The organism is Thalassotalea ganghwensis, from assembly GCF_053485795.1.
Map to the genome: position 1 here is coordinate 38,026 of NZ_JBQRUM010000001.1, position 20,878 is coordinate 58,903.

Genomic DNA, 20,878 nt, shown 5'->3' on the forward strand with positions numbered 1-20,878 from the left:
TTTAGTTTATATTTTATGCCTTAGTTGGTTGTGCTGCATTGCGTGACAACGTTTCATTTTTTGCTAGAAGCTTAAAAACGACAGCTAGCAGCAATAACCAGATATTATTTTTTTGGATAAATATATTTGCTCATTTAAGGGTGTAGTCAAGACTTTGGAATGACGAGGTTCTCTAACTTTTTGCTTTTAAAGTAAGAGGTGGCTCTTTGATGAATTTCTCTCGCCTCAGACGCTTTGTTAAGTACAATAAGCACATTGATTAACTTTATGGTTTCATTGACAAAGCGAGTGTCATGATATTCCAGCGCTAAGGGGGTGTTTTTGTTTGGATGTTTTCTCGCGTAACTTAATGATTGCTCTCGCGAATGCCGTAACGTTTCATATTTAAAAATAGGATCTTCCATATACCTATCAACAAGTTCGAATTCTTGATAGTTAATCAATAAATCATCAACAACGTGATAAAAATCGCTTGCTTGTTGAGGGTGATCTTCACTTAATTTAGCAAAAAGCGTTATCGTTTGAATTTCTTCGCCTAACTCTCGATTAATTGATGATAATTCGTGAAAATCATTGAAGGTTCCTTTACCAGAGGATAATTTGTACTTGTGATTATCTCTAATTTTTTTTAGCTCAATCACTGCCGGTGGATATTTTTCGCCTAGTGCCGTCCAGTCATTAATAGCATAAGATAACCTAACACCACCCATACCAGAAGATGATTTAGATTCTTCATGAAACCACAGATGTTTTTGGAGCGCTAATTCATATTGCTCATTTTTAACTAAGTCACCTATACTGCGTAAATCATCAAGGCTTACTTCAGCTAAGGCTATACTTGAAACCATGTTGACATAAAAAAGTACTAAACAGATCCTTGTCAATTTTACTCTCCTGATTGGTATTAATAAGTACAGAGTTTTAGTTGTTCTTACTAATAGCTTAAATACTTACTTCCTTATTTTATTAGCCTGTACATTATCAGCTCTTTCATTCTATCTCAATAACATAATATTAACAAAGTTAGCTTTGTAAAGAATATGCTAAAGAGAGGTGGCTGAGTGAACAAAAAATCATTTATTATGTTCAGTAAACTACTGTCTACTGTCGCTAAACTAATTTGCTTTTTAACCATCGTATTGAGGAAGTCTAGGTTAGCGGTCTTTGTTTTTTTATAAATATAACTACCTTATATATTGTATTGTAGCTTGGAGAATAATTTTGGCTTATTGGCTGTTAAAAACCGAACCAGATGAATTTAGTATTGATGATTTACAGAACATTCAAACTGAATATGAACCATGGGATGGTATTCGTAATTATCAAGCGAGAAATATTATTCGAGATCAAATTAAAGCGGGGGATCAGGTATTTATTTACCATAGCAGCTGCAAATTAGTTGGCGTTGCCGGTATTGGTAAAGTGGTTAAATCGGCTTACCCAGATCCAAGCCAGTTTAACCCTGAGAGTAAATACTTTGATTCAAAGTCATCGATGGATAATCCGCGTTGGTTTTGTCTTGGGGTTAGCTTTGTCGAAAAGTTTAAAAAAGTGGTGAGTCTTGCTGACATCAAAAATCATCCAGCGTTATCAGATATGGTTTTAGTCAAACAAGGAAGGCTTTCCGTTCAGCCAGTAACGGCAGATGAATGGCAGGTGATATGTCAAATAAGTGAACGATAGACCTTTGTTTCACAAATACCTTCAAGAGAGTAGGGCGATATAATTAGCAGGATAGCAGGGTTTTATCTACGCTTATTGTTCAAATCAAAATAACAGAGGGCTATGTAGCTTTTCTGTTATAAATCAACAGCATTTTCGTAGGCATTTAATATTAGTGGCCAACCATACTTTGAACCTAATGCTTCAAGATAGTCTTCTGCCCCCTTGCCATGGTTAAGGAAGTTGCGGTGGATTAGTTCTATTTGAGTTAACGATTCAGTTATCTTAGAAAACTTGATGTCAACAACACTAGCCTTATCAGGATCAGGAATAGGCTCACGCCTTGGGCTTATTTGCCAGCTAAACGACAAATGCTTTGGAGGATACCATGCTAGAACTCGCCCCCAATCTACTTGAAAACCATGAGGACCATATTCAGTGCACCGACCGCCTACAAAAGACTCGATCGTTATCCGATCTAGCTTATCTTTAGACCAAGTGTACTCTTTAGGCCACCAGCTATTAAGTTGACGCGAGAATAAATCAAAGGCTTGGTTAATGGGAATGGTCAACGTTCGTGTAATAATTATCTCTTTCATAAAATATCCCTTTTTATGTTTGATATTATTTATTTACTGTAAATGCTAAAACTTATTTAATAAAATAACCCACTGCAAGCCAATTCCCACTATTTTTACTCAGGGTTAATGTTTCAGTTGCTGACTTTCCATTTTGAAATTCAGTTTGATATTGAATCACTAAATATTCACCATCAGGAACACCTGGAAGTGATGTATACTCTTTTGCCCCCAGTTTAGAGCGCGACTTAACCTGACCCAATGGAGTACGAACACCTTTAAGCGCTACATCCCATTTAGTTTGTGTAAGTTGTGATTTTAAGAATGAATCAGACTTTTCCCAACTTTCCGCGTACCTGCCAGCATCAACAATTTTAAGCCACTCTTGTGCGGCAATTGATCCCATAGATTCATTAGCCCAGACAAAAGTAGAAATACACAGTGATAACACTATCATTAGTTTTTTCATAATCATTCCTTTTCCTTTATAGGGTATTGATAGAGCCAAACTTTAAACTCTCTTGTTTTGTGGGAGAGTATTGGCTGGCAAAATTTGATAAAGCAATAATCCAAGCCAATCATTTCGAGTTTTGCTCATTAACAACGGATAAAAAGTTTTTTATAAATACTTTCTAAACCAATTAACGAGCTCTTTATTTGCTTTATCTTTATTTAAGTGTAAAGCATGTCCATCTTCAGGGTAAAGAACAAGCTTGTGCGGGATATTATTTTTTGAAAGCGCATCAGCTAATTCAATAGAATTATTAACGGATACCTGTTTATCATCTGTCCCATGCAAAAGTAAAATAGGAACCTTTGGTGATAATTCATCAACCCACATTAAAACTGAACGCTTTGCTAACTCTGCTCGTTTATTTTTCTCATAATTAGGAATTTGTCTCTTATAAACTTTTTCCATAAACGGGCGAAACTCTAGCTCTTTTAACAAATCACTGGCTCCTGCAATTGTTGCTATTGCCTTCACTTTACTCGTTTTCTTTAAAGCGAGATGAGTTTGCATACCACCTCTGCTTGAGCCAAACATACCAATTCGTTGCGCATCTGCAGCGTGAATGTTTGGAATAAAATCTAATAACGCGGTGACGTCGTTTACATCTTTACCACCAAACTCATCGAGAAGAGTATTTTTTGTGAACGTTCCTCTGTAGTTACTCCCAATAATAACGAACCCTTCATTAGCTATTGGAAATAGATTAAGAAACATATTAGGAAAATAAACTTTGCCAAAATTGCCATTTCCTCCACGATTATAGACAAGCACAGGAAGTCTCGTTTTTGAGCTTGTGGGTTTAATTACATAACCATGTACAACGTTGCCGTCGACTTCGTATTTAAACGTTCGACACGATAGGTTTTTTTTATAAAGGGTAAATTTATCTTTTCCAAACAATTTATCGAACTGAAGTTTCTGCTCATCACTTTTATTACCAGCATTACGCCATGAACTATAGTCAGAAAAAACCCAAGAAAAGCAGTCTTCTTGATCCATGATTCGTTCATCATTAATCAATTTGGTTGCTTGAACAGTAAATGATGTTACTACTAAGCATACAACGAAAATAAATTTATACATGCGGCCTCCATCGCGGTAATTAAAACTTCCAACGTCTCATTTCTGAGCATAAAACTATTAGCTAAAATAACGCCCGCATAAGGGGCTAAGTAATGCTTACTAAAATGTGTAGCGAAGCGGAACCGAGTAAGCTTTACGTGTCCCGCTACTTAATGCGCTTGTTATATTTTTTAAACTTGAATGTTTTTATTTGAATTATTTTTAATGGATAATTCGGCGTTATTCTGGCGGACATTTTTTGTTGTCGTCATTTAAAGCACAATAGGCTGAGCAAGACTTAACAGCTTGTAAATATTCAAGATTTTCTGGGCTTTTCCCACTGCTTTCTTTTATGAGTACCACCTCACATTGATTTCTATTTGTAACAAGTTGGTATGCTGTATACTTATCACCTTTTTGTGGCGTAAAACTGATTAAGTTTACACAGGTTTTGTTTATATGACTTACAAACCTTCCATCTTCAAAATACCCAGCACTTTCTTGGGTCCAACCATCAAACGCCAAATAAACTTTACTCTCTGGCTTTATCAAAGAGGTTACAGGTTTTTCATCTAAATCATAAGCTTTTCCTAATGAAGCTAATCTCCCTAAATGCCCTTCTTTCCTACACAAACTATCGCTAAAAACGTTTACAGTTGTTGATGAAGGAAATGAAGTGGTTTTATGAACAACTTCTATTGTTGCGTGAGGCTCTGTTTGCAATGGTTGCTTATACGGAACTGCGCAACCAGAAGTAGCAAACGCAATCAATAATATGTAATGTTTCATATAACCTCATTAAAAATATAACGCCGCTATAATCGGCAGCTTGGGTGGAGCGTTTTGCAACTAAAATGGCGAAGCCAGTTGCAAAAAAGCGGAGCCCAAGCTGTCCGATTGATAGCCTTGTTAGCTTACAGCTCTGTTACCGCAGAAATTTGCGGGGAACCGCACTTAGCACCATATTCGACAAGAGCGCGATACCCAGAAATTGTCTCCATGTCATATGGAAAATCTTTAGGCACGACCATCCAATCACCTACCTTATACTCAACACCATTGATTATGGCGGCCCCCTCCAGAATTAGTCTGAAGGTTGGCTCATGGTGACTATGCTTAGCAACCTTTGTATTTGGCTCAACTGACACAAGCACACTTTGCTTGTAAAAACCTTTATTTACAGGAATAACTTTCCTTTCCATACGGTTTGGGAATTGCTGTACACCAAATACAGAATCCCAACCCTGATCATGACTACTTACAATGGTTGTAATTGTCTCTGGGTCATGAAAAGTGGAAAAATCGGGTTGCTCAATAACTTCTTTACTCATTTTACTCTCCTATGGTTTAAGGTCTCCCATACAGCAAAATTGGAAGCTAACAGCTTATTAGGAGGAATTATTCTCGTTAATAACGGTGAGAATTCTTCTCTTCCTTGTTTTGATTAATCCGAACGCTACCAGCTCTTTTACATGAAATCAATAACATAGTATTTACAAATCTCGCTTTTCACGGAGAAAGCGAGATTTTTTCTCTATTTTTTGTCAAAAACGAGAATTAGTCGGTTTCTGTATGGATAAACAGTGTCTTTAAAGTTTTTTTTTACTTAGAGAAAAGAGCGCAGTGGCGTAGAAAATCATGAGCACGATAAACTAAAAAACCAGCATAGCTGCTGGTTTTTTGAAAGCATTTTTGCGCGATAAAAGCGTATTTAGTTATTTTGTTGGTAGATGGCAAACGATAACCCAGATAACGCTAATGTGGCTTCGGGGGCAAGCGTTGGTAAGGCGTGATTTGCGCTCTGATAAAGCAGTTGATAATTGCCAGTAAGTTGCAATGGTGTTGATTGCGGTTTTGTTGACGTATTAAAGGCGATTAAATAACGACCTTTAGTATCTTGACGCTCGATTACCATTAAGCCCTCTTGGTCATTGCTGTGTATCAGTTTTTGCGCACCATGTCTTAAGGTGCTGTGTTGATGGTAGAGCGATGAAAGCGTTGATATATAGTGAAATAACGGGTGTGTTGTATCGAAGTTATCCTCGCTGGTACTAGCGGTCGACAACAATAATTTTTGTTGGTTGTGGTGCTTAACCTTTGACGGCATCATGTCCTGACGGGCATTATGATTATCGCCCGTGCCGATAAACCCTTGTTCATCACCGTAATAGATAACGGGTACGCCACGAACAAAGTAACTGATTGCAGTAGCAAGCTTAAAGCGCTTGGCAATCTCTTGATCACTGAAACGCTGTTGTATACTTAACAGGTAAGCAAAGCGTCCCATATCGTGATTGCCAGTAAAGTTAAGCAGTTGATTAGCGTTTTTATAAAGGGCATCTTGAGCAAACAGTTGGTCAAATACGTGTGTCGGTTTTTGCTCAATTAAGGTTTGATAGAGTGCTGATTGCAGGCCAAAATCGAGTACCGAAGGCAGTGTGCCTTCGCTAGTAAAGCGGCTCAGTTCAACCGGATCACCACTATAGACTTCACCAAACATAAAGAAGTTTTTAATCCCTTGCGCTTTAGCATGCGCATCAAGTGCAGGAATGAACTGCTGCCAAAATTCAATATTGACGTGTTTTACCGTATCGATCCGAAAGCCATCAGGCTTAAACTCAGTGATGATGTTTTTGTAGATAGCAATCATACCGTCGACAACGTCTTGTGATTCGGTGTTGAGGTCATCTAAGCCAAAAAAATCGCCATTAAGTGAGTTTTCGCCACTAAAAGTAGAATCACCTTGGTTATGATAATGTACTGGGTCATTTAACCAAGCGGGGGTTTTCAGTGCTTCATTACCCGCTTGAATGACCGTCGAATATTTTTTACCTCGCGCCATCTCACTCAGTGAAATATATGGGCACGCTTCGCCACTTTCTGACCAACCACTGCCATCTTCACCATGGCACTCCTTGTATTTGATCACATCGGCAGTGTGGTTGGTGATAATGTCAAAAAATATTTTAATATTGTGTTGATGAGCTTGGTCGATAAGGACTTTTAGATCTGCGTTGCTGCCAATGTGTGGGTCGATTTCGGTGAAATCTAGCACCCAGTAACCGTGGTAACCTGAGATATCGCCTTGCACAGCTTGGTTTCTTAAAATTGGGGTTAGCCAAATACTGGTGATACCCAATTGTGATAAGTAAGGCAGTTTATCTTTTAAGCCGAGCAAATCGCCACCATGAAAAGCCATTTCATTAGTAGGATCAAAACCTCCATAGGAGATTGGGATGTTTTTATCACCCATATCATTCGCGGTGTCGCCGTTGGAGAAGCGATCAGGTAAGACAAAATAAAACACTTCATCTTCAATAGGGCGCTGATGATAAGGCATTAAGTCAGTGGCGATTACCTTTTTAACCGTTAAGTCGCTTGTGTTAGTTTGTTTTGATTCTTGAACTTGGCAACCGAGCATGCTCAATGCGCTAAAGGTGATTATGCCTACGCTGATGAGGTTTTTAATTATCACGTGTATACCTTACCTTAGTGTTTAACGTCGTTATGATGATTGATAGTACAAAGAACATCATCACAAGTATAAAACTTACATACGTATGCATAACGTTATTAGCCGCCATATTTCATGCATACGTATGCAGGATCATTGCACTAATACTAGGCGCTACTTATGCTTAAGCCAGTCTTAAAAAGTATTCTTTGTTATGGTCGCGTCGCGGCTTGAGCTCTCAAGAGTGCGATAATGATAAAATAGATTGGACGTGTATGGAAAATCAACCTTGGTGGCGCGGCGCCGTCATCTATCAAATATATCCTCGAAGCTTTATGGATGCCAATAATGATGGCATTGGTGATCTTAACGGGATTATCACTAAACTTCCTTATGTTAAAGGCTTAGGCGCTGACGCGGTTTGGATTTCTCCTTTCTTTAAGTCACCAATGAAAGATTTTGGCTACGATATCAGTGATTATCGTCAAGTCGATCCGATGTTTGGAGATATGGCTGATTTTTCAGCGTTAATGAGTCAAGCCAAAGCGCTTGATATTAAAGTGATTATTGACCAAGTGCTGAGCCATACTTCTGATCAACACCCTTGGTTTATCGAAAGTCGAGAAAATAGAACCAACGCGAAAGCAGATTGGTATGTGTGGGCTGATGCCAACGAAGACGGCACGCCACCGAACAACTGGTTATCAATTTTTGGTGGTTGTGCATGGCAATGGGAGCCTCGTCGTCAGCAGTATTATTTGCATAACTTTCTGACTTCGCAACCAGATTTAAATTTTCATAATCCTGAAGTAAGAGCGGCTGTGCTTGATAATGTCGAGTTTTGGTTAAAACTTGGCGTTGATGGTTTTAGGTTAGATGCGATTAACTTTTGTTTTCACGATAAGCAGCTTCGCGATAACCCAGCCAAAGCACCACAAGACCGCAAAGGCCGTGGCTTTAGTGAAGATAACCCGTATGCGTTTCAGTACCACTATTACAATAATACCCAGCCTGAAAATATTGCATTTATGGAAGATATCCGTCAATTGATGGATAAATATCCTAATGTTGTCACCTTAGGGGAAATATCGTCGGAAGATTCACTGCAAACCATGGCAGAGTACACGCAAGGTAACAAGCGGTTGCACATGGCTTATAGCTTTGAGCTGCTAACCCCAGACGGTAGCCCACACTATATTCGCGAAACGGTTGAAGCGTTAGAAGGCAAGTTGGCCGATGGCTGGCCATGTTGGGCGATTGGTAATCATGATGTCACCCGTGTTGCCTCACGTTGGGCAAGTGAAGAACATCGTCAGGCGCAAAGTAAGTTGTTTAATGCGCTACTCGCGTCACTGCGCGGCAGTATTTGTAGTTACCAGGGGGAAGAGCTTGGTTTAACTGAAGCCGATATCGCGTTTGAAGATTTACAAGACCCATACGGCATCACGTTTTGGCCAACGTTTAAAGGCCGTGATGGTTGTCGCACTCCGATGCCGTGGTCATCATTATCTAACCATGGCGGTTTTTCTCAGGCTGAAAATACCTGGTTGCCGGTGAGTGAACAGCATCTTGCCAACAGTGTTGAAGCACAAGAAGACGATACTAACTCCGTATTGCAGGCTTATCGCACCTTTATGCATTGGCGCAAAGACCAACCGTGTTTACGTTATGGCGATATCGACTTTATTGAAAGCACTGACACGAAATTGGTGTTCAAGCGTGAATATCAAGGGCAAATGCTGTGGGTTGTTGCCAATTTTTCAGCACAATCCATTGAACACTTGATAGACGAGAGTCAACTAACGTTGTTATCTAGCCATGGTTTTGATAACTGCCAGCTTAGTGTAGAAGGGCAGCAACATTGTGTGCAGTTAGCACCTTTTGAGATAGCTTACTTGATGAGGTAATTGCCACTCATGACAATAATATTGTCGCCAAGATAGAAAAAGAAAAAACGCCACATGATCAAATCAAGTGGCGTTTTTATTATCTTAGCGATGCAGCTTTACCTACAAGGTTACTTTTGTTGTTTCAACAAGGCAATCTGCTTGAGGGCATTTTTGTTGTTCGGTAAAAGTTCGAGCACTTTTTGATAGTTTGCGATAGCTTTTTCGCGATCGCCAAACATGGCATAGGCCTCGCCCAAACTATCGTAGGCATTGGCATTGTCAGGAAATAAATGCACATTTAACTTAAAGATCTCGATAGCTTTGGCGAATGCTTTTTTATTGAGGTACTGATAACCCCAAAGGTTAATTTCTTGGACATCAAACTTCGCCGTTGATTTCATTTTCTCAGCCAAGGTAATTGCTTGGTCAAAGCCATGAGCTTCCATGTCTTTGAAAAGTTTGAATAAGTCTTTCGATAACCCCCAACCATTTTCAGCTTTCATTTCAGGAAAGTAAAAACCAGCAATTTCATCAATAAAGAAAATCGGTAAGCTACCTAGTTTATTGGTTAATACAACGATGGCTAAATTATCTTCAGGATAGATCACCGTAGAATTTGAATCGCCACCACTGGCACTTACGGCAGGGTGTTGTTCTCGTAAAATGGTTTGCCAGCCAAGGGCATAGCCATTTTCTAATTGACTAAAGCCAGCGGTTTCACCATTTTTTAATCGAGTCGGCGTCCAAAGCTCTTTTAGGTGTTTGCTATCAAGCAGTTTTTCTTGTTGAAGGGCAATGGTGTATTTAGCTAGCTCTGTTGCCGTGGCACTCATGCCTGCAGCGGTTCTAAAGAAAGGGTCAAAGATAATTTGTAAGGTCTGTAATTGCCCTTGAATACAGCAAACGTATGGACGAGCCTGATTGGGCACTATCCCTGAAGTGTGACCAAAACCCGCAGCCAAGGTTATTGGCATGTCAACTTTGGCTAACTGGTTTTGCTGGATATAGTCAACAAACGGTTGCCCCGAGAGTTTATCAATAATTTTACCCAATAGAATATATCCGGTTTGGTTGTACTCAAAACGGGTGTTAGTTTCAAAGCGCATTGGCAGTGTTTGTACTTCTTGCCATGCAGGGTCTGGTTGGCCATTGGCAATTAGGTCAACGCCATTGCCGTTTAATATTTTAGGTATGCCTGAAGTATGGCTAAGCAGTTGTCGAATCGTTACTTCTTGCCACGCTTCTGGCAAGCCGTCTAAATGTGTTGATATTTTATCCGAAGGGCTTAGTTTGCCTTGTTCGGCAAGTTGCATAATCGCAACGCCAGTAAAGGCTTTAGTCATTGAAAAAATAGGGAAAGGGGTATGCTCTTTTACCGCGACTTGATCTTGAATATTGGATAAGCCATACGCACCGGTTTTGATAATTTTATTATCTTTAACAATGGCGAGTTGCAGGCCAGGGATATTTTTCTTTTTCATGATATCGACGAGGTAATCATCGATTTCATCGGCAAACGTCGTTGATATTGTCCCTAAAAATGTCGTGCAGGCCAGGGTCATTATTTTAATAAGTTGCGTTGTTTTCATTGGTAACATCTAAACGTAAATCCTTTATTGATGAGAGGCATTGTGGTTATTATTGGTTTAATAATTGGCGGCGTAGCTTATCATCAAAAATAACTAAATCAATCATTTAGCAGTTAAAGCGCTGCTTTTGTTCGGTAGGTTACGCTACCCCTTCAGTTTTGGTGTTTTCAAGCTTGTTTATGCTAATTATTGGCATGGATGGAATTGGTATAACGAATATTGAGGGCTATAATGCTGCCTGATATTGAATCGATATTTGCGCCTCAGTTCCGATTTGGAGTAAAAGACACTGCTATGCAGCAAGCCATTACCGGTTATCATTTAGATGAAGAGCAACATTGGGTCGCCGAGCTAGCGTGTGGTCATAACCAACATGTTCGTCATCAGCCGCCTTTTATTAATCGTCCATGGGTGATTACCGAAAAAGGGCGCTCAGAAAAGCTCGGTATGTTGCTTAAGTGCAAAAAGTGCGATCTTGGAGCGCCTAAAGATCGGCTAGTTGATTAAGCCAATAAGCCATTGATGGATCTTACGAATATTGGCATCTTTTTCACGGCGTTTATGGCAACTAAAATAAAAACCTTCATCATCAAATGTCATCGCTTGAGCGCTTAACTTTATTAGTTCGCCTCGTTCAAGCTCATCTTTAATTAATGCTTCTCCCATTAACGCAATACCATGACCGGCTAAAATAGACTTCATCACTAAAATATTGTGACTAAAGTACTGAACGTTGAGCGGTTCAGTTACCACGTTGGCTAACTGATACCATTCCTGCCATGTATTAAAGCCTTGAATATCAATTAATTTGGTGTGATCCGGCCAGTGTTCAATTGGCGTTGTGCCTAGTTGTTGGGCTAGTGTTGCATTTGCCACAGGAAAGTAGCGCTCTTGCTTGATTTGCTGACATTGATAGGCAACATGGCTAATGGGGTTGTCATGTAAAATAATATCAAGATCCAGCTCTGTGAGCGGATCATGACAGCTGATCATTTTAAGGCGAATATCCAGCATGGGTAATTGCTCAAGCAGTTCACCTAGTCGTGGTACTAATCGGTGGATAGCAAAGCTACTGCTCACGCCAAAATGCACAATATGGTTAGTTTGGCCGGTAATTTCTTCTATCGTTGTTTCAATGTTTGAGAGCGATTGATTGACCACTTGTGCCAACTTATTGCCATTAGCAGTGAGTTTTAATTGTTTGCCCTCTCGGTAAAAAAGCTCAAAACCAAGCGCTTTTTCTAAGTTTTTTATTTGATGACTGACGGCACTTTGGGTAATAAATAAATTGTCAGCCGCTTGACTGAAATTTTCACTTTTAGTGGCCACTGAAAACGCTAATAGCGATTTTAACGAAGGTAAATTTTTATACATATTAAATATGAATTTAATTCATGTTTGGTGTGATTTTTTCATTAGTTTAGCGATAAAGCAATCAAATATAATCGTACTTCTTTTTATTTGAATAGAAGATGTAATGAAAAATATTCATAATTTAGCCTTTTTGATGGCGTTGACAGCCAATACCGCTGTTGCGGATATCGTTTTAGACGGTCAACTGAATGAGCAAGAATGGCAAACGGCACAAGTATTTGACCAGTTCGTGCAAACCTCCCCTGATACAGGCGCAAAACCTAGCGTGGCGACTCAGGTTAAATTTATCACGGATGACAACGGCTTGTATTTTGCTTTTGTAAATCAGCAAGATAAACAAAATAGATCGCGTAAGTATAGTGGCAAGGATCAACACACTTCAGCAGACTTTAATTCTATTGCTATCGATTTTTCCGGGCAAGGCGATACCATTTATGATTTTGTTGTCACCTTAGGCGGTGGCAGCATGGACGGTGTTTATACGCGTGGCAATCAATATGATGATGACTGGGAAGGTGCTTGGGATTTCAGTGTCAGTGAAGATGAAGAAAACTGGTATGCCGAAGTATTCATTCCATGGGCAATAGCCCCTTACTCAAGCGCTGAAGGTAACGATGCTGATCAGGTTAAATTGTTTTTTAGTCGCTACCATATTGCCAATGGCGAGCAATACGCTTTTCCAGATACATCGCCTAGCAAAGCAAATTTTATGCAAGCATTGCGACCTGTGTTAACTGATAAGCCAACGGGAGGCACCTTTGATTGGTTTCCTTATGCTTCGTTTGCGCGAGATATAAACCAAGGAGAGAACACGCATCGAGTGGGAGTTGATGTGATCTGGAAGCCCACTCAAGATCAACAGTTAACTGTAGCGATTAATCCTGATTTTGGCCAAGCAGAAAGCGATGAGCTTGTCGCTAACTTTTCAGCGGTTGAAACACTCTATAGTGATCGTCGAGCATTTTTCACTGAAAACCAAAGCTTGTTTGATGTGAAAGATGAAGGAATTGAGTTACTCAATACTCGTCGTATTGGTGCTAGCCCAGATGGTGCTGATCAGCTCAATCGACAACCGAGCGATATTTTACTGGCTGCTAAGTATTTAAGCACTAATCAGTTAGCTGACTTTGGTGTTATGGCGGTAAAAGAAGAAGATCAAGGACTCGACCAAGGTAAACACTTTGTCAGCGGCCGTTGGTTGGTTAAAGGCGATAGCGGTTACTTGGGTCAGATCATTAACTGGGTTGAACGGCCAGTGCTTGATAGGCAGGCACTAACCTCGGCGGTTGACTTTGGTTATTGGTTCGACAACATCACCTTAGATGGTAAGTTGCTGTCATCAAATAGCAAAGAATTAACAACTGAAAAAGGCTATGGCGGCGTTGTAAATACCCGTATTATCCACTCACGTTTTTGGGACAGTAAGTTCAGTTTAACCTGGCTTGATGACTCGCTGAATTTAAATGATATGGGCTATCTGGCGCGAAATGATTTAAAGCAGCTCTCGATTAATAGTCAAATGTTAATCCTACCTGATGACGAAGGCAGTGCAATTCGAGATTACGAAGTAATAGTCGATGGTAAACTGGCGCAAAATGGTGCCGGTGAAAACTTAGTGGATCAGTATGCACTTGAGCTGGTGGCAACGACGCAAGCCAGTTCCTCGTGGACAGGCCGCGTTGCTGTGAAAACTTCAGGCATTGATGATCTGATCACTCGTGGTCATGGTAGCTTGATGATGCCCTCTCAATATGACTTTGGTTTGATTTATAATAGTCCTTATGCAGGTAAGCTGCATTACCAGCTAGAGTTTCATCGACTTGAAGAAGGCGTTTCTGGTTGGGGGAATAGTTATCAACTTGCGTTAGATTATTCAATCTCAGATCAATTGCAGTTAGCAACGAGTTATTATCAACTACGCAGTGATGATTGGTTAATAGGTAATAGCGATGGACAATTAACGCGTTATCAACGAGAATTTGCGCAATACAGTATCAATGTCTTGTGGTTGCTGGCTGATAACCAAGAATTAAGTCTAAAAAGCCAATGGTTTGGTGTGAATGCTTTTAATGGCAAAGTGTATCAACAAGGAGACAATTTTGAGAGAACTGCTGCTGACCAATTAGGCTTTAAACAAAGCCAATTGGCAATGCAGTTACGTTATCGCTACCGTTTTGCTCCCTTATCCGATGTTTACTTGGTTTATGTGCGTAACGGTGGATTCTATCAAACGCAGACTGAAGATCAGCAATGGTCAAATCATGATATCTTTAACCAGCAGTTTAACCATCCAGATGACCATCAGCTGTTTGCGAAAGTGCGGATGAGATTTTAATCAATAAAGGCGGTTTAACCGCCTTTATTGGTCACCATCAGTAATGTGGGCTCATTATTGATGGTAACGTTACTGACAGTTATATAAATATTCTGCTTTAACGTAACGAGAAAGCGCTGAACAACCATTGCTATTACAAGCTTCTACAGCAAAGTAAGGGGCGTCATTTTCGTCATTTATATTGACATATTCAGTGGTGTAGTATGTTGAAGTTACTAACCATTTATTGTCCATTGACATACTGGTTCCACGGTAGAGGTTATATGTTGTCATTTCGTTAGTATCACCAAAAACTTGCGTCCAACTGATGCCGTTTAGCCCGTAGCAACCTAAGGTATAAGCGTTAGCCACTGGCGCTTCTAAATTGCCACCGCCTGCATCAACATAAAAGTCGGCCATTTTTGGGGCATAACTAAGTAGCTGACGCTTGTTGTCGTGCTTATCAGCAGAGCCTATGACATTACCTTCGTGGTACTGCTCTGGTGTCGAAAAATAAGGAATACGATCACAACAACCATTGTCGTTGTATGACATGATGGTTCTAAACTTATTTACCTTGTCTAAGTAACCGTGGCTAAAAGTTCCACGACTATCTTGCTCAGGGTTGTGACGCATGCCAAGTAAGTGCCCTAATTCATGTGGAAAGGTGTACTTTAAACAGCTGGCGTAGATGGTGAAATAAGAAGAGTCTTTTTCAGCGGCAATTCTGTTTGCCATGCCACAATATTGGCTATTCGCAACCATAATGGCAACAACATCCGCTTGATAATAATCGCGAAGGTTGTCAACTTCTGTCATTCCTTTGATATCGCTAATAATACTGCTGTGGCCAGAGCCCTCTTGGTAATCAATAAAGCTTGCGGAAACAAGTTCTACCGACACTTGGCTATCGACACCATTATTTTTAAATGCTGTGGTGATTTGATTTACCATGATATCAAGGCGAGATTTTAAATTGCTGTCACCGCCCATCATATCCCTTACTTCAGGGCCATAGACCGCAAGCATCTTGATTTGGGCATGACCTGAGTTTGCGCTGCTTGGTGTGGTTTCAGTTGTTGTTTGAGCGCCTGAGAAATCTAAAGATTCAACAGATGGGTCAGGCTCACCAATATAGTCAGGCTCTTCTTGAGCTGGCAATGCCTCTTGATTGGTTTTATAAACGGCGTAGTGTTTGTCACTAATCTTCGTAATGTTGTAAATATCACCTTGATGCAAAATAACCCCATGAAGGCTTTCATTGTTCAAGGTAAAGGTTAATTCGCTTCCAGATTGACTAACCCCCTGCCACAATACCCCGCTGTTCTTGGTTGACGCTAATTGGGTTTTAGTAAATTCAAGTTGTTCGCCAGTGGGTAGCTTAAATTTGATTTTCGCTTTATTGAGCTTAATCTTTTTGATGTCAAAAGTGCGATATTCAATTTCACTGATATTCGGGTTTAGTTGTAAAAACTGATTATTTTTCGCCATATACGCCGCTTGCGATTTAATAACCTGACTACCAAAATCATCGTCTTGTATAAATGCATTAACGGTTAACGGTAAAAAAGCGGTCAATGTGAGGCATGCAGCGCTCAGTGTTGAGTTGAATTTTAAAACCATGTCTATCTCCATTTGAACTGTGTTTTATGGTTATCTGCTAAGGCTTGCGAGCGAGCTCAGTCAGATAACGTTTCATCAAAATATGGGTATTGATAGTGATGCTTCCCTATTCAACATAAAGGCGGTTTTTGAAACTCGATAAAGCCAAATTTTTGCTAGTTCACGCGTGTCACTAAAATTTGACCAAAACTAAGCTGACCCGAGCAGTAGACTGTTCAAGTAATGTGGTTAAGTTTTAGCTAATTATCAGCGAGAGAGAGCGTTATTAAAACACTGCTTTGGTTTAAAAAAGTAACATCAATATCCTTTTTTATGTTGTTGGGTAAGTCACAAGCGTAACTCTAACAGCAAAAGGTTAAAATGATGTTACACAATCTGAGATATTTGAGATTATCTTGATTGGGGTCAAATGTTGTTTAAAAACTGAGCATTATAACTGGTCTATCTTAGCTCTCAGCGCCTTTACTTTGGTTCGACTGACGGGGAGTGGTGTCATAGAAAGGAGTGCTAGCTCGTATTTAGAACCTGGATAGTTTTGTAAATGGCGGTAATGGCTTAAGTTAGCAATATAGGATTTATGAATACGGACAAAATTACTTGGTAATAGTTGTGATAATTTGTCGAGGTTTTTCTCATGTAGGTGGATTGAACCGTCAAGCATAACGAGTTCACTGTAATTACCCGCACCCTGAATATATTCAATATCTTGCAATGAAATGACTTCTACACGCTGTTGTTTTTTTATTGATAGGAATTTAGTCGTTGAAGCGCTGGTATGCTCGGCTAATCGTGCAAACGCTTTCGATAAACGTGATTGATTAAAGGGTTTGGCAACAAAATCAATAACGCCATATTCAAACGCAGTAATCGCCTTATCAATATTGGCTGAGACAATAATCGTTTGAAAGCTTTCAGCGACCGCTTGTTGTAATAGGGTAAAGCCATCTTGCGCGTTTAAATTTAGATCGAGAAGCAGTACATCGATAGGGTGCTCATCGATATAGGATTCAGCATCATCAAGGTTATTGATATGCTTGATATGGTGAAGCTTTTCACCAAGTATTGCTTTAGTTAATCGTTGCAGGCGTTTGGCCACCATTACTTCGTCTTCAACAATGAGCACATTCATTTATGCAACTCCCTTGATCTCAATTTTACTATGCCAAAGGTGGTTTTCAGACCATTCCTCAAGGGAATAATTGTTTTTGTAAGCCTGTTGTAAGCGCGCTTCAATGTAGCGTTTACCCGTCCCTAGTCCGATGACGTTTTGATTTTTATTGCTTGCTAATGGCGCGATAACATTAATCGCAATCTGGTTATGTTTCTCTGAAATATCGATGGTGATGCTTAACGTCTCAGCCTCAAGCATTTGGGTGTGACTAATAGCATTTTCGATTAGTGTGTGAATGATCCCAGGGGGGATGGTTAATTGCGATTGCGTATTTTTAATAACAAGGTTAATGCTTTTATCTTGACGTAGTGACATTACTTTAGCGTGCAGTTTGCAAAGCTTTAGCTCTTCTTCAAGGGAAATAGCGTCTTTATCAACGATAGTGATTAATAGTCTAAATTCATCCGCTAACGCTTCTATTAACTCTTGGGCAACTTGAGGAGCTTCTTCTATCCACTCAGCTAATGAGGTTAAGGTATTCATTAAAAAGTGAGGCTGAATATGCGCTTTTACTAACTCTAGTTTTAGCTGTTCATTAACCAGTTCTTTTTGGTGCGCACTTTGTTTGATAGCTCGCATGGTATTGGCTAAACGGTGTAACGTTGCCACCATCACCACGCCAAATAATAGGAAGAACCAGGATTCTAAAAAATCAGGTAAGAGGAATGCGCACAGTAAACACAGCGAGATGCTCGATATTAAAAATGTCGCTTTAGTTTTTTGCTTATGGCAGGCAGTGATGATAATAAATAAGGAAAAGCAAAGTGCTGTGGTAACAATGATAAATGCACTTAAGTCAAAACTTGGAATGGTGAAAACAATCGTAAAATAAAACACTAAGCACACGGTGATTTTTCTACCTATATTGTCTACCTCAAACTCTTTTAACATCACAAAAGGAAGTACCGTACTGATGGCAATTGTCAGTAAAGCGACGATGAGCAGTCTGGTTAAATGCCAATCGTATGGGTAACTCCACAATGGCCGCCACGACTCTACCAATAATAGCGCGGCTACCAACAAACAAAGCACAGCAAAGGCAAGGTAACTGTGATTATTTGTTATAGAGATACTTAAGCTAAAAAAGAAAATAGCAACCACGATAAGCGCGCCTAATGCGAAAAAGGGCAAATAGGCTTTGAGCATTTGTTGCTGTTGGATAATATCGTGAGGTGCTATAGCGACATCAATGACGTTATGACTACCTAAGCTTGGTAAATGATGACGGCTCAGGCGAATGATGAGTTGATGCTGGCCTAGGGTGAGCAGTTGATCTGGTATGCGGTAGGCTGTATCTATTAAACCCGGAATTTCTTCTTGTGCGCTAAAACCAATTTTACCCGAGCGGCCAATAAAAACACTATCCCAATAGACTTCTTGACTAGACAACGTACTGATAAATAACCCGTTACTTTGAGGCTGCTCTAGAACAAATGTCATTTTGAGCCAAACGTTTTTTTGTTCTTCAGGGAGTAACCAACTTTTTCGCGCTTGCCAATGAGCTGTTTCAAGCTGCGAAAGTGTTTGACCCGTGTCTAGGGTATAACTTGCAGAAATGATTCGAACCCCAGAAGATTTGGGTGGTTCAATTGCTTGGGCGATACTTATTTTTAGTAAACCAACAAGCAGGACAATAAATAAGGGAATATTTTTCATCGGGTAATTTTATCAGTTTTTTGGGCTTAAAAGCGCAGTTCAGCGCTAATTTGAGCACTTGACCCAAATTTCAAACCCACCTGTTAAGACCCAAGATACACTGGCGCCATAAAGTAAACAACTTGTAATCTCAGAGAGGGTGAATGCGATGAAAAATTTCCTTCGTCATTTTTTTTCCGCTTGTACGTTGGCGGCATGCACTTTAACGATCACTTCGTTAAATGCACAACAAATTGAACAGGCCGTTGAACCAGAGCAAGTATCTAAATTTCTCGATACGTATATTGAAGAAAATCAACATGAAGTGCCAGGCGGTGTGGTTACTTGGTATCAAGAAGGGCAACCGAGTTACTTGGCTGGGTTTGGCATCAGTAACGTCAAAGATAATATGATGGTAAGCGCTGAACAAACACGTTTTCGCATTGCTTCTGTGTCTAAGATTTTTGCAGGGATTGCCGCTAGTCAGCTTGCAGTTAATGGAAAGCTTAAATTAGACCAGCCGATTGATGAGTATTTTGGAAATACTAAAATACTTGAACAGCTTCGCTGGCCAGTAACCATGCGCCAGTTGTTAACTCATACGGCGGGGTTCGAAGATAAGTTTTATGCTGATTCGACGTTAGCGCCTGATCAAAGGCAAAGCTTGGCGACTCATTTAGAGAACTATTTGCCAAGGCAAGTTTATCAACCAGGCGCTTTGATTGCTTATTCCAACTATGGTAACGCGCTTGCAGGGTTGGTGATAGAGGAATTAGTTGGTATGCCTTTTTATCAATATGTCGATGAAAACATTTTACAGCCGCTGGCGATGAATAATTCGAGCTTCATCTTAACCGAAGAGCATAAACCGTATTTGGCGATAGGTTATACCGAACGCCAACAGCCCTATAAAGCAAAGCCATATACTTATGTTCATCGTTACCCGGCAACGTCAATGTTAACCACGGGTCAAGATATGCAACGTTTAATCAAAGCGTTGGTTTCTGACAATTCGGTGATCACCACTGAAATGCAATCGTTATTGTTCTCAGAGCAGTTTAGTCATGGAGATAATACTGGCGCTATGGGGCTAGCGTTTATGCAATATAAACGTTCAGGTCAAACCGCATGGTGGCATGACGGGCGACATATTGGCTTTTCTGCTCATTTAGCTATTTTACCTGAGCAGAAGATGGGCTACTTTTCGGCGGTAAATAGCGGTAGCTCAAGCTTTACTGGTCGAATGCATTATAGTTTATTTAAGGCGCTGTTCGAGCAACCAGCACCATTGACGTTGGATAAGATAACCGTTAACAATTTAAGTGAGTATGCAGGTACTTATACACCAACCCGCCAAAATAAAACGACATTTGAAGCGATCTCAGCGTTATTTAAACAAGACGAAGAAATCACTGCTGGCAATGACTATCTTGTCTTTCATGGCAATAAATATTATCCGGTATCGGAGAATGTCTTTAGAGAAGAAAGTATTGGTCATACGTTAAAGTTTGCTACAGACAATGGCCAAGTTACGCATTTGTTTTTAGATTGGGGGGGCGCACCTCGAGCACTTGAAAAGCGCAATTGGTTTAATGCCAGTACCAGTCAACAAATATTGGTATTGGTGCTATTAGTGCTAAGTTTGGCAATGGTGATTGCAACCATGACTAGATTTAAGCGCCAACAACAGTTGCCAGCTAAAGCTGCGGCTGGATTTGCGTTGCCGAACATATTAATGTGCGTATTTACTGTAGGGTTAATTGGTTTTTTCTACACCATTGATATTGTTGATGTTAGAACGGGAAATATCCCGTTGTTATTTGTTTTACTGACCTTGCCGCTTTTGGCTTTGATGAGTCTGATTATGCTAGTTTTTAAACACTTCAAGGTGGTAAAACAGTCTAGATTGCTGCAAATGTCATTAGTGGTTGCTATTTTGTTTGTTGGATTTTTTAACCGCTATAACGTTATTGGTTACTACCATTAATTAAGTTATTGACATGTTTTGCTTTTCTC

The 20,878-nt window shown here is 40.0% G+C and carries 17 protein-coding genes; 5 read left to right on the top strand and 12 right to left on the bottom strand.

Annotated elements, in window-relative coordinates:
• Positions 1-146: 146 nt before the first annotated feature.
• Positions 147-884 (bottom strand): hypothetical protein, encoded by a 738-nt coding sequence (locus ACSLUH_RS00200; RefSeq protein ID WP_448563355.1) that lies wholly within the window; start codon positions 882-884, stop codon positions 147-149.
• A 337-nt stretch (positions 885-1,221) separates the two neighbouring features.
• Between ACSLUH_RS00200 and ACSLUH_RS00205 the strand changes: the two genes are divergently transcribed.
• The gene (locus ACSLUH_RS00205) at positions 1,222-1,683 is read left to right on the top strand and encodes an EVE domain-containing protein (RefSeq protein ID WP_448563357.1); all 462 of its coding nucleotides are present in this window, start codon (positions 1,222-1,224) and stop codon (positions 1,681-1,683) included.
• A gap of 116 nt (positions 1,684-1,799) precedes the next feature.
• Here ACSLUH_RS00205 and ACSLUH_RS00210 read toward each other — a convergent pair whose 3' ends face one another.
• The 6 genes from ACSLUH_RS00210 to ACSLUH_RS00235 all read right to left on the bottom strand — a co-directional run bounded on the left by ACSLUH_RS00210 (position 1,800) and on the right by ACSLUH_RS00235 (position 7,288).
• Positions 1,800-2,261, bottom strand: a complete 462-nt coding sequence (locus ACSLUH_RS00210; protein ID WP_448563359.1) for an SRPBCC family protein — start codon at positions 2,259-2,261, stop codon at positions 1,800-1,802.
• A gap of 52 nt (positions 2,262-2,313) precedes the next feature.
• Complete coding sequence (locus ACSLUH_RS00215) at positions 2,314-2,709, bottom strand: DUF4019 domain-containing protein (RefSeq protein WP_448563361.1); 396 nt, start codon at positions 2,707-2,709, stop codon at positions 2,314-2,316.
• A 150-nt stretch (positions 2,710-2,859) separates the two neighbouring features.
• Positions 2,860-3,834, bottom strand: a complete 975-nt coding sequence (locus tag ACSLUH_RS00220; protein ID WP_448563363.1) for an alpha/beta hydrolase family protein — start codon at positions 3,832-3,834, stop codon at positions 2,860-2,862.
• Between the two features lie 219 nt (positions 3,835-4,053).
• Positions 4,054-4,602 carry a hypothetical protein gene (locus ACSLUH_RS00225; protein ID WP_448563365.1) on the bottom strand — a complete coding sequence of 183 codons (549 nt, stop codon included), beginning with the start codon at positions 4,600-4,602 and terminating at the stop codon, positions 4,054-4,056.
• A gap of 125 nt (positions 4,603-4,727) precedes the next feature.
• A complete protein-coding gene (locus ACSLUH_RS00230) occupies positions 4,728-5,144 on the bottom strand; it encodes a cupin domain-containing protein (RefSeq protein ID WP_448563367.1) in 417 nt (138 codons plus the stop codon).
• 380 nt (positions 5,145-5,524) lie between these two features.
• Positions 5,525-7,288, bottom strand: a complete 1,764-nt coding sequence (locus ACSLUH_RS00235; RefSeq protein ID WP_448563369.1) for an alpha-amylase family glycosyl hydrolase — start codon at positions 7,286-7,288, stop codon at positions 5,525-5,527.
• Between the two features lie 254 nt (positions 7,289-7,542).
• On the opposite strand from ACSLUH_RS00235, the gene ACSLUH_RS00240 reads away from it, so the two are divergent.
• Positions 7,543-9,174: an alpha-glucosidase gene (locus ACSLUH_RS00240; RefSeq protein ID WP_448563371.1), complete on the top strand. Its 1,632-nt coding sequence runs from the start codon at positions 7,543-7,545 to the stop codon at positions 9,172-9,174.
• Between the two features lie 110 nt (positions 9,175-9,284).
• Here ACSLUH_RS00240 and ACSLUH_RS00245 read toward each other — a convergent pair whose 3' ends face one another.
• On the bottom strand, positions 9,285-10,745 hold the full coding sequence (locus ACSLUH_RS00245; RefSeq protein ID WP_448563373.1) for a serine hydrolase domain-containing protein: 1,461 nt from the start codon (positions 10,743-10,745) through the stop codon (positions 9,285-9,287).
• A gap of 231 nt (positions 10,746-10,976) precedes the next feature.
• Here ACSLUH_RS00245 and ACSLUH_RS00250 point away from each other — a divergent pair, with 231 nt between their 5' ends.
• Positions 10,977-11,252: a DUF3565 domain-containing protein gene (locus ACSLUH_RS00250; protein WP_448563375.1), complete on the top strand. Its 276-nt coding sequence runs from the start codon at positions 10,977-10,979 to the stop codon at positions 11,250-11,252.
• On the opposite strand, the gene ACSLUH_RS00255 is transcribed toward ACSLUH_RS00250, so the two are convergent.
• The gene (locus ACSLUH_RS00255; protein WP_448563377.1) at positions 11,241-12,119 is read right to left on the bottom strand and encodes a LysR substrate-binding domain-containing protein; all 879 of its coding nucleotides are present in this window, start codon (positions 12,117-12,119) and stop codon (positions 11,241-11,243) included. The genes ACSLUH_RS00250 and ACSLUH_RS00255 overlap by 12 nt on opposite strands.
• Before the next feature lie 103 nt (positions 12,120-12,222).
• Between ACSLUH_RS00255 and ACSLUH_RS00260 the strand changes: the two genes are divergently transcribed.
• The gene (locus ACSLUH_RS00260) at positions 12,223-14,454 is read left to right on the top strand and encodes a DUF5916 domain-containing protein (protein ID WP_448563379.1); all 2,232 of its coding nucleotides are present in this window, start codon (positions 12,223-12,225) and stop codon (positions 14,452-14,454) included.
• 69 nt (positions 14,455-14,523) lie between these two features.
• On the opposite strand, the gene ACSLUH_RS00265 is transcribed toward ACSLUH_RS00260, so the two are convergent.
• From ACSLUH_RS00265 to ACSLUH_RS00275, 3 genes are all read right to left on the bottom strand, one after another.
• Positions 14,524-16,056: a M12 family metallo-peptidase gene (locus tag ACSLUH_RS00265; RefSeq protein ID WP_448563381.1), complete on the bottom strand. Its 1,533-nt coding sequence runs from the start codon at positions 16,054-16,056 to the stop codon at positions 14,524-14,526.
• Between the two features lie 430 nt (positions 16,057-16,486).
• A complete protein-coding gene (locus tag ACSLUH_RS00270) occupies positions 16,487-17,185 on the bottom strand; it encodes a LytR/AlgR family response regulator transcription factor (protein ID WP_448563383.1) in 699 nt (232 codons plus the stop codon).
• Positions 17,186-18,883 (bottom strand): sensor histidine kinase, encoded by a 1,698-nt coding sequence (locus tag ACSLUH_RS00275; RefSeq protein ID WP_448563385.1) that lies wholly within the window; start codon positions 18,881-18,883, stop codon positions 17,186-17,188.
• A 148-nt stretch (positions 18,884-19,031) separates the two neighbouring features.
• Here ACSLUH_RS00275 and ACSLUH_RS00280 point away from each other — a divergent pair, with 148 nt between their 5' ends.
• Entirely contained in the window at positions 19,032-20,849 is a 1,818-nt protein-coding gene (locus ACSLUH_RS00280; RefSeq protein ID WP_448563387.1) for a serine hydrolase domain-containing protein, read from the top strand.
• The last annotated feature ends 29 nt before the right edge of the window (positions 20,850-20,878 follow it).

Coding starts and splice junctions, on each gene's coding strand:
- ACSLUH_RS00255 (WP_448563377.1), bottom strand. CDS start 12,119: ATGTATAAAAATTTACCTTCGTTAAAATCGCTATTAGCGTTTTCAGTG.
- ACSLUH_RS00215 (WP_448563361.1), bottom strand. CDS start 2,709: ATGAAAAAACTAATGATAGTGTTATCACTGTGTATTTCTACTTTTGTC.
- ACSLUH_RS00230 (WP_448563367.1), bottom strand. CDS start 5,144: ATGAGTAAAGAAGTTATTGAGCAACCCGATTTTTCCACTTTTCATGAC.
- ACSLUH_RS00220 (WP_448563363.1), bottom strand. CDS start 3,834: ATGTATAAATTTATTTTCGTTGTATGCTTAGTAGTAACATCATTTACT.
- ACSLUH_RS00250 (WP_448563375.1), top strand. CDS start 10,977: ATGCTGCCTGATATTGAATCGATATTTGCGCCTCAGTTCCGATTTGGA.
- ACSLUH_RS00280 (WP_448563387.1), top strand. CDS start 19,032: ATGAAAAATTTCCTTCGTCATTTTTTTTCCGCTTGTACGTTGGCGGCA.
- ACSLUH_RS00260 (WP_448563379.1), top strand. CDS start 12,223: ATGAAAAATATTCATAATTTAGCCTTTTTGATGGCGTTGACAGCCAAT.
- ACSLUH_RS00275 (WP_448563385.1), bottom strand. CDS start 18,883: ATGAAAAATATTCCCTTATTTATTGTCCTGCTTGTTGGTTTACTAAAA.
- ACSLUH_RS00210 (WP_448563359.1), bottom strand. CDS start 2,261: ATGAAAGAGATAATTATTACACGAACGTTGACCATTCCCATTAACCAA.
- ACSLUH_RS00270 (WP_448563383.1), bottom strand. CDS start 17,185: ATGAATGTGCTCATTGTTGAAGACGAAGTAATGGTGGCCAAACGCCTG.
- ACSLUH_RS00225 (WP_448563365.1), bottom strand. CDS start 4,602: ATGAAACATTACATATTATTGATTGCGTTTGCTACTTCTGGTTGCGCA.
- ACSLUH_RS00245 (WP_448563373.1), bottom strand. CDS start 10,745: ATGAAAACAACGCAACTTATTAAAATAATGACCCTGGCCTGCACGACA.
- ACSLUH_RS00240 (WP_448563371.1), top strand. CDS start 7,543: ATGGAAAATCAACCTTGGTGGCGCGGCGCCGTCATCTATCAAATATAT.
- ACSLUH_RS00265 (WP_448563381.1), bottom strand. CDS start 16,056: ATGGTTTTAAAATTCAACTCAACACTGAGCGCTGCATGCCTCACATTG.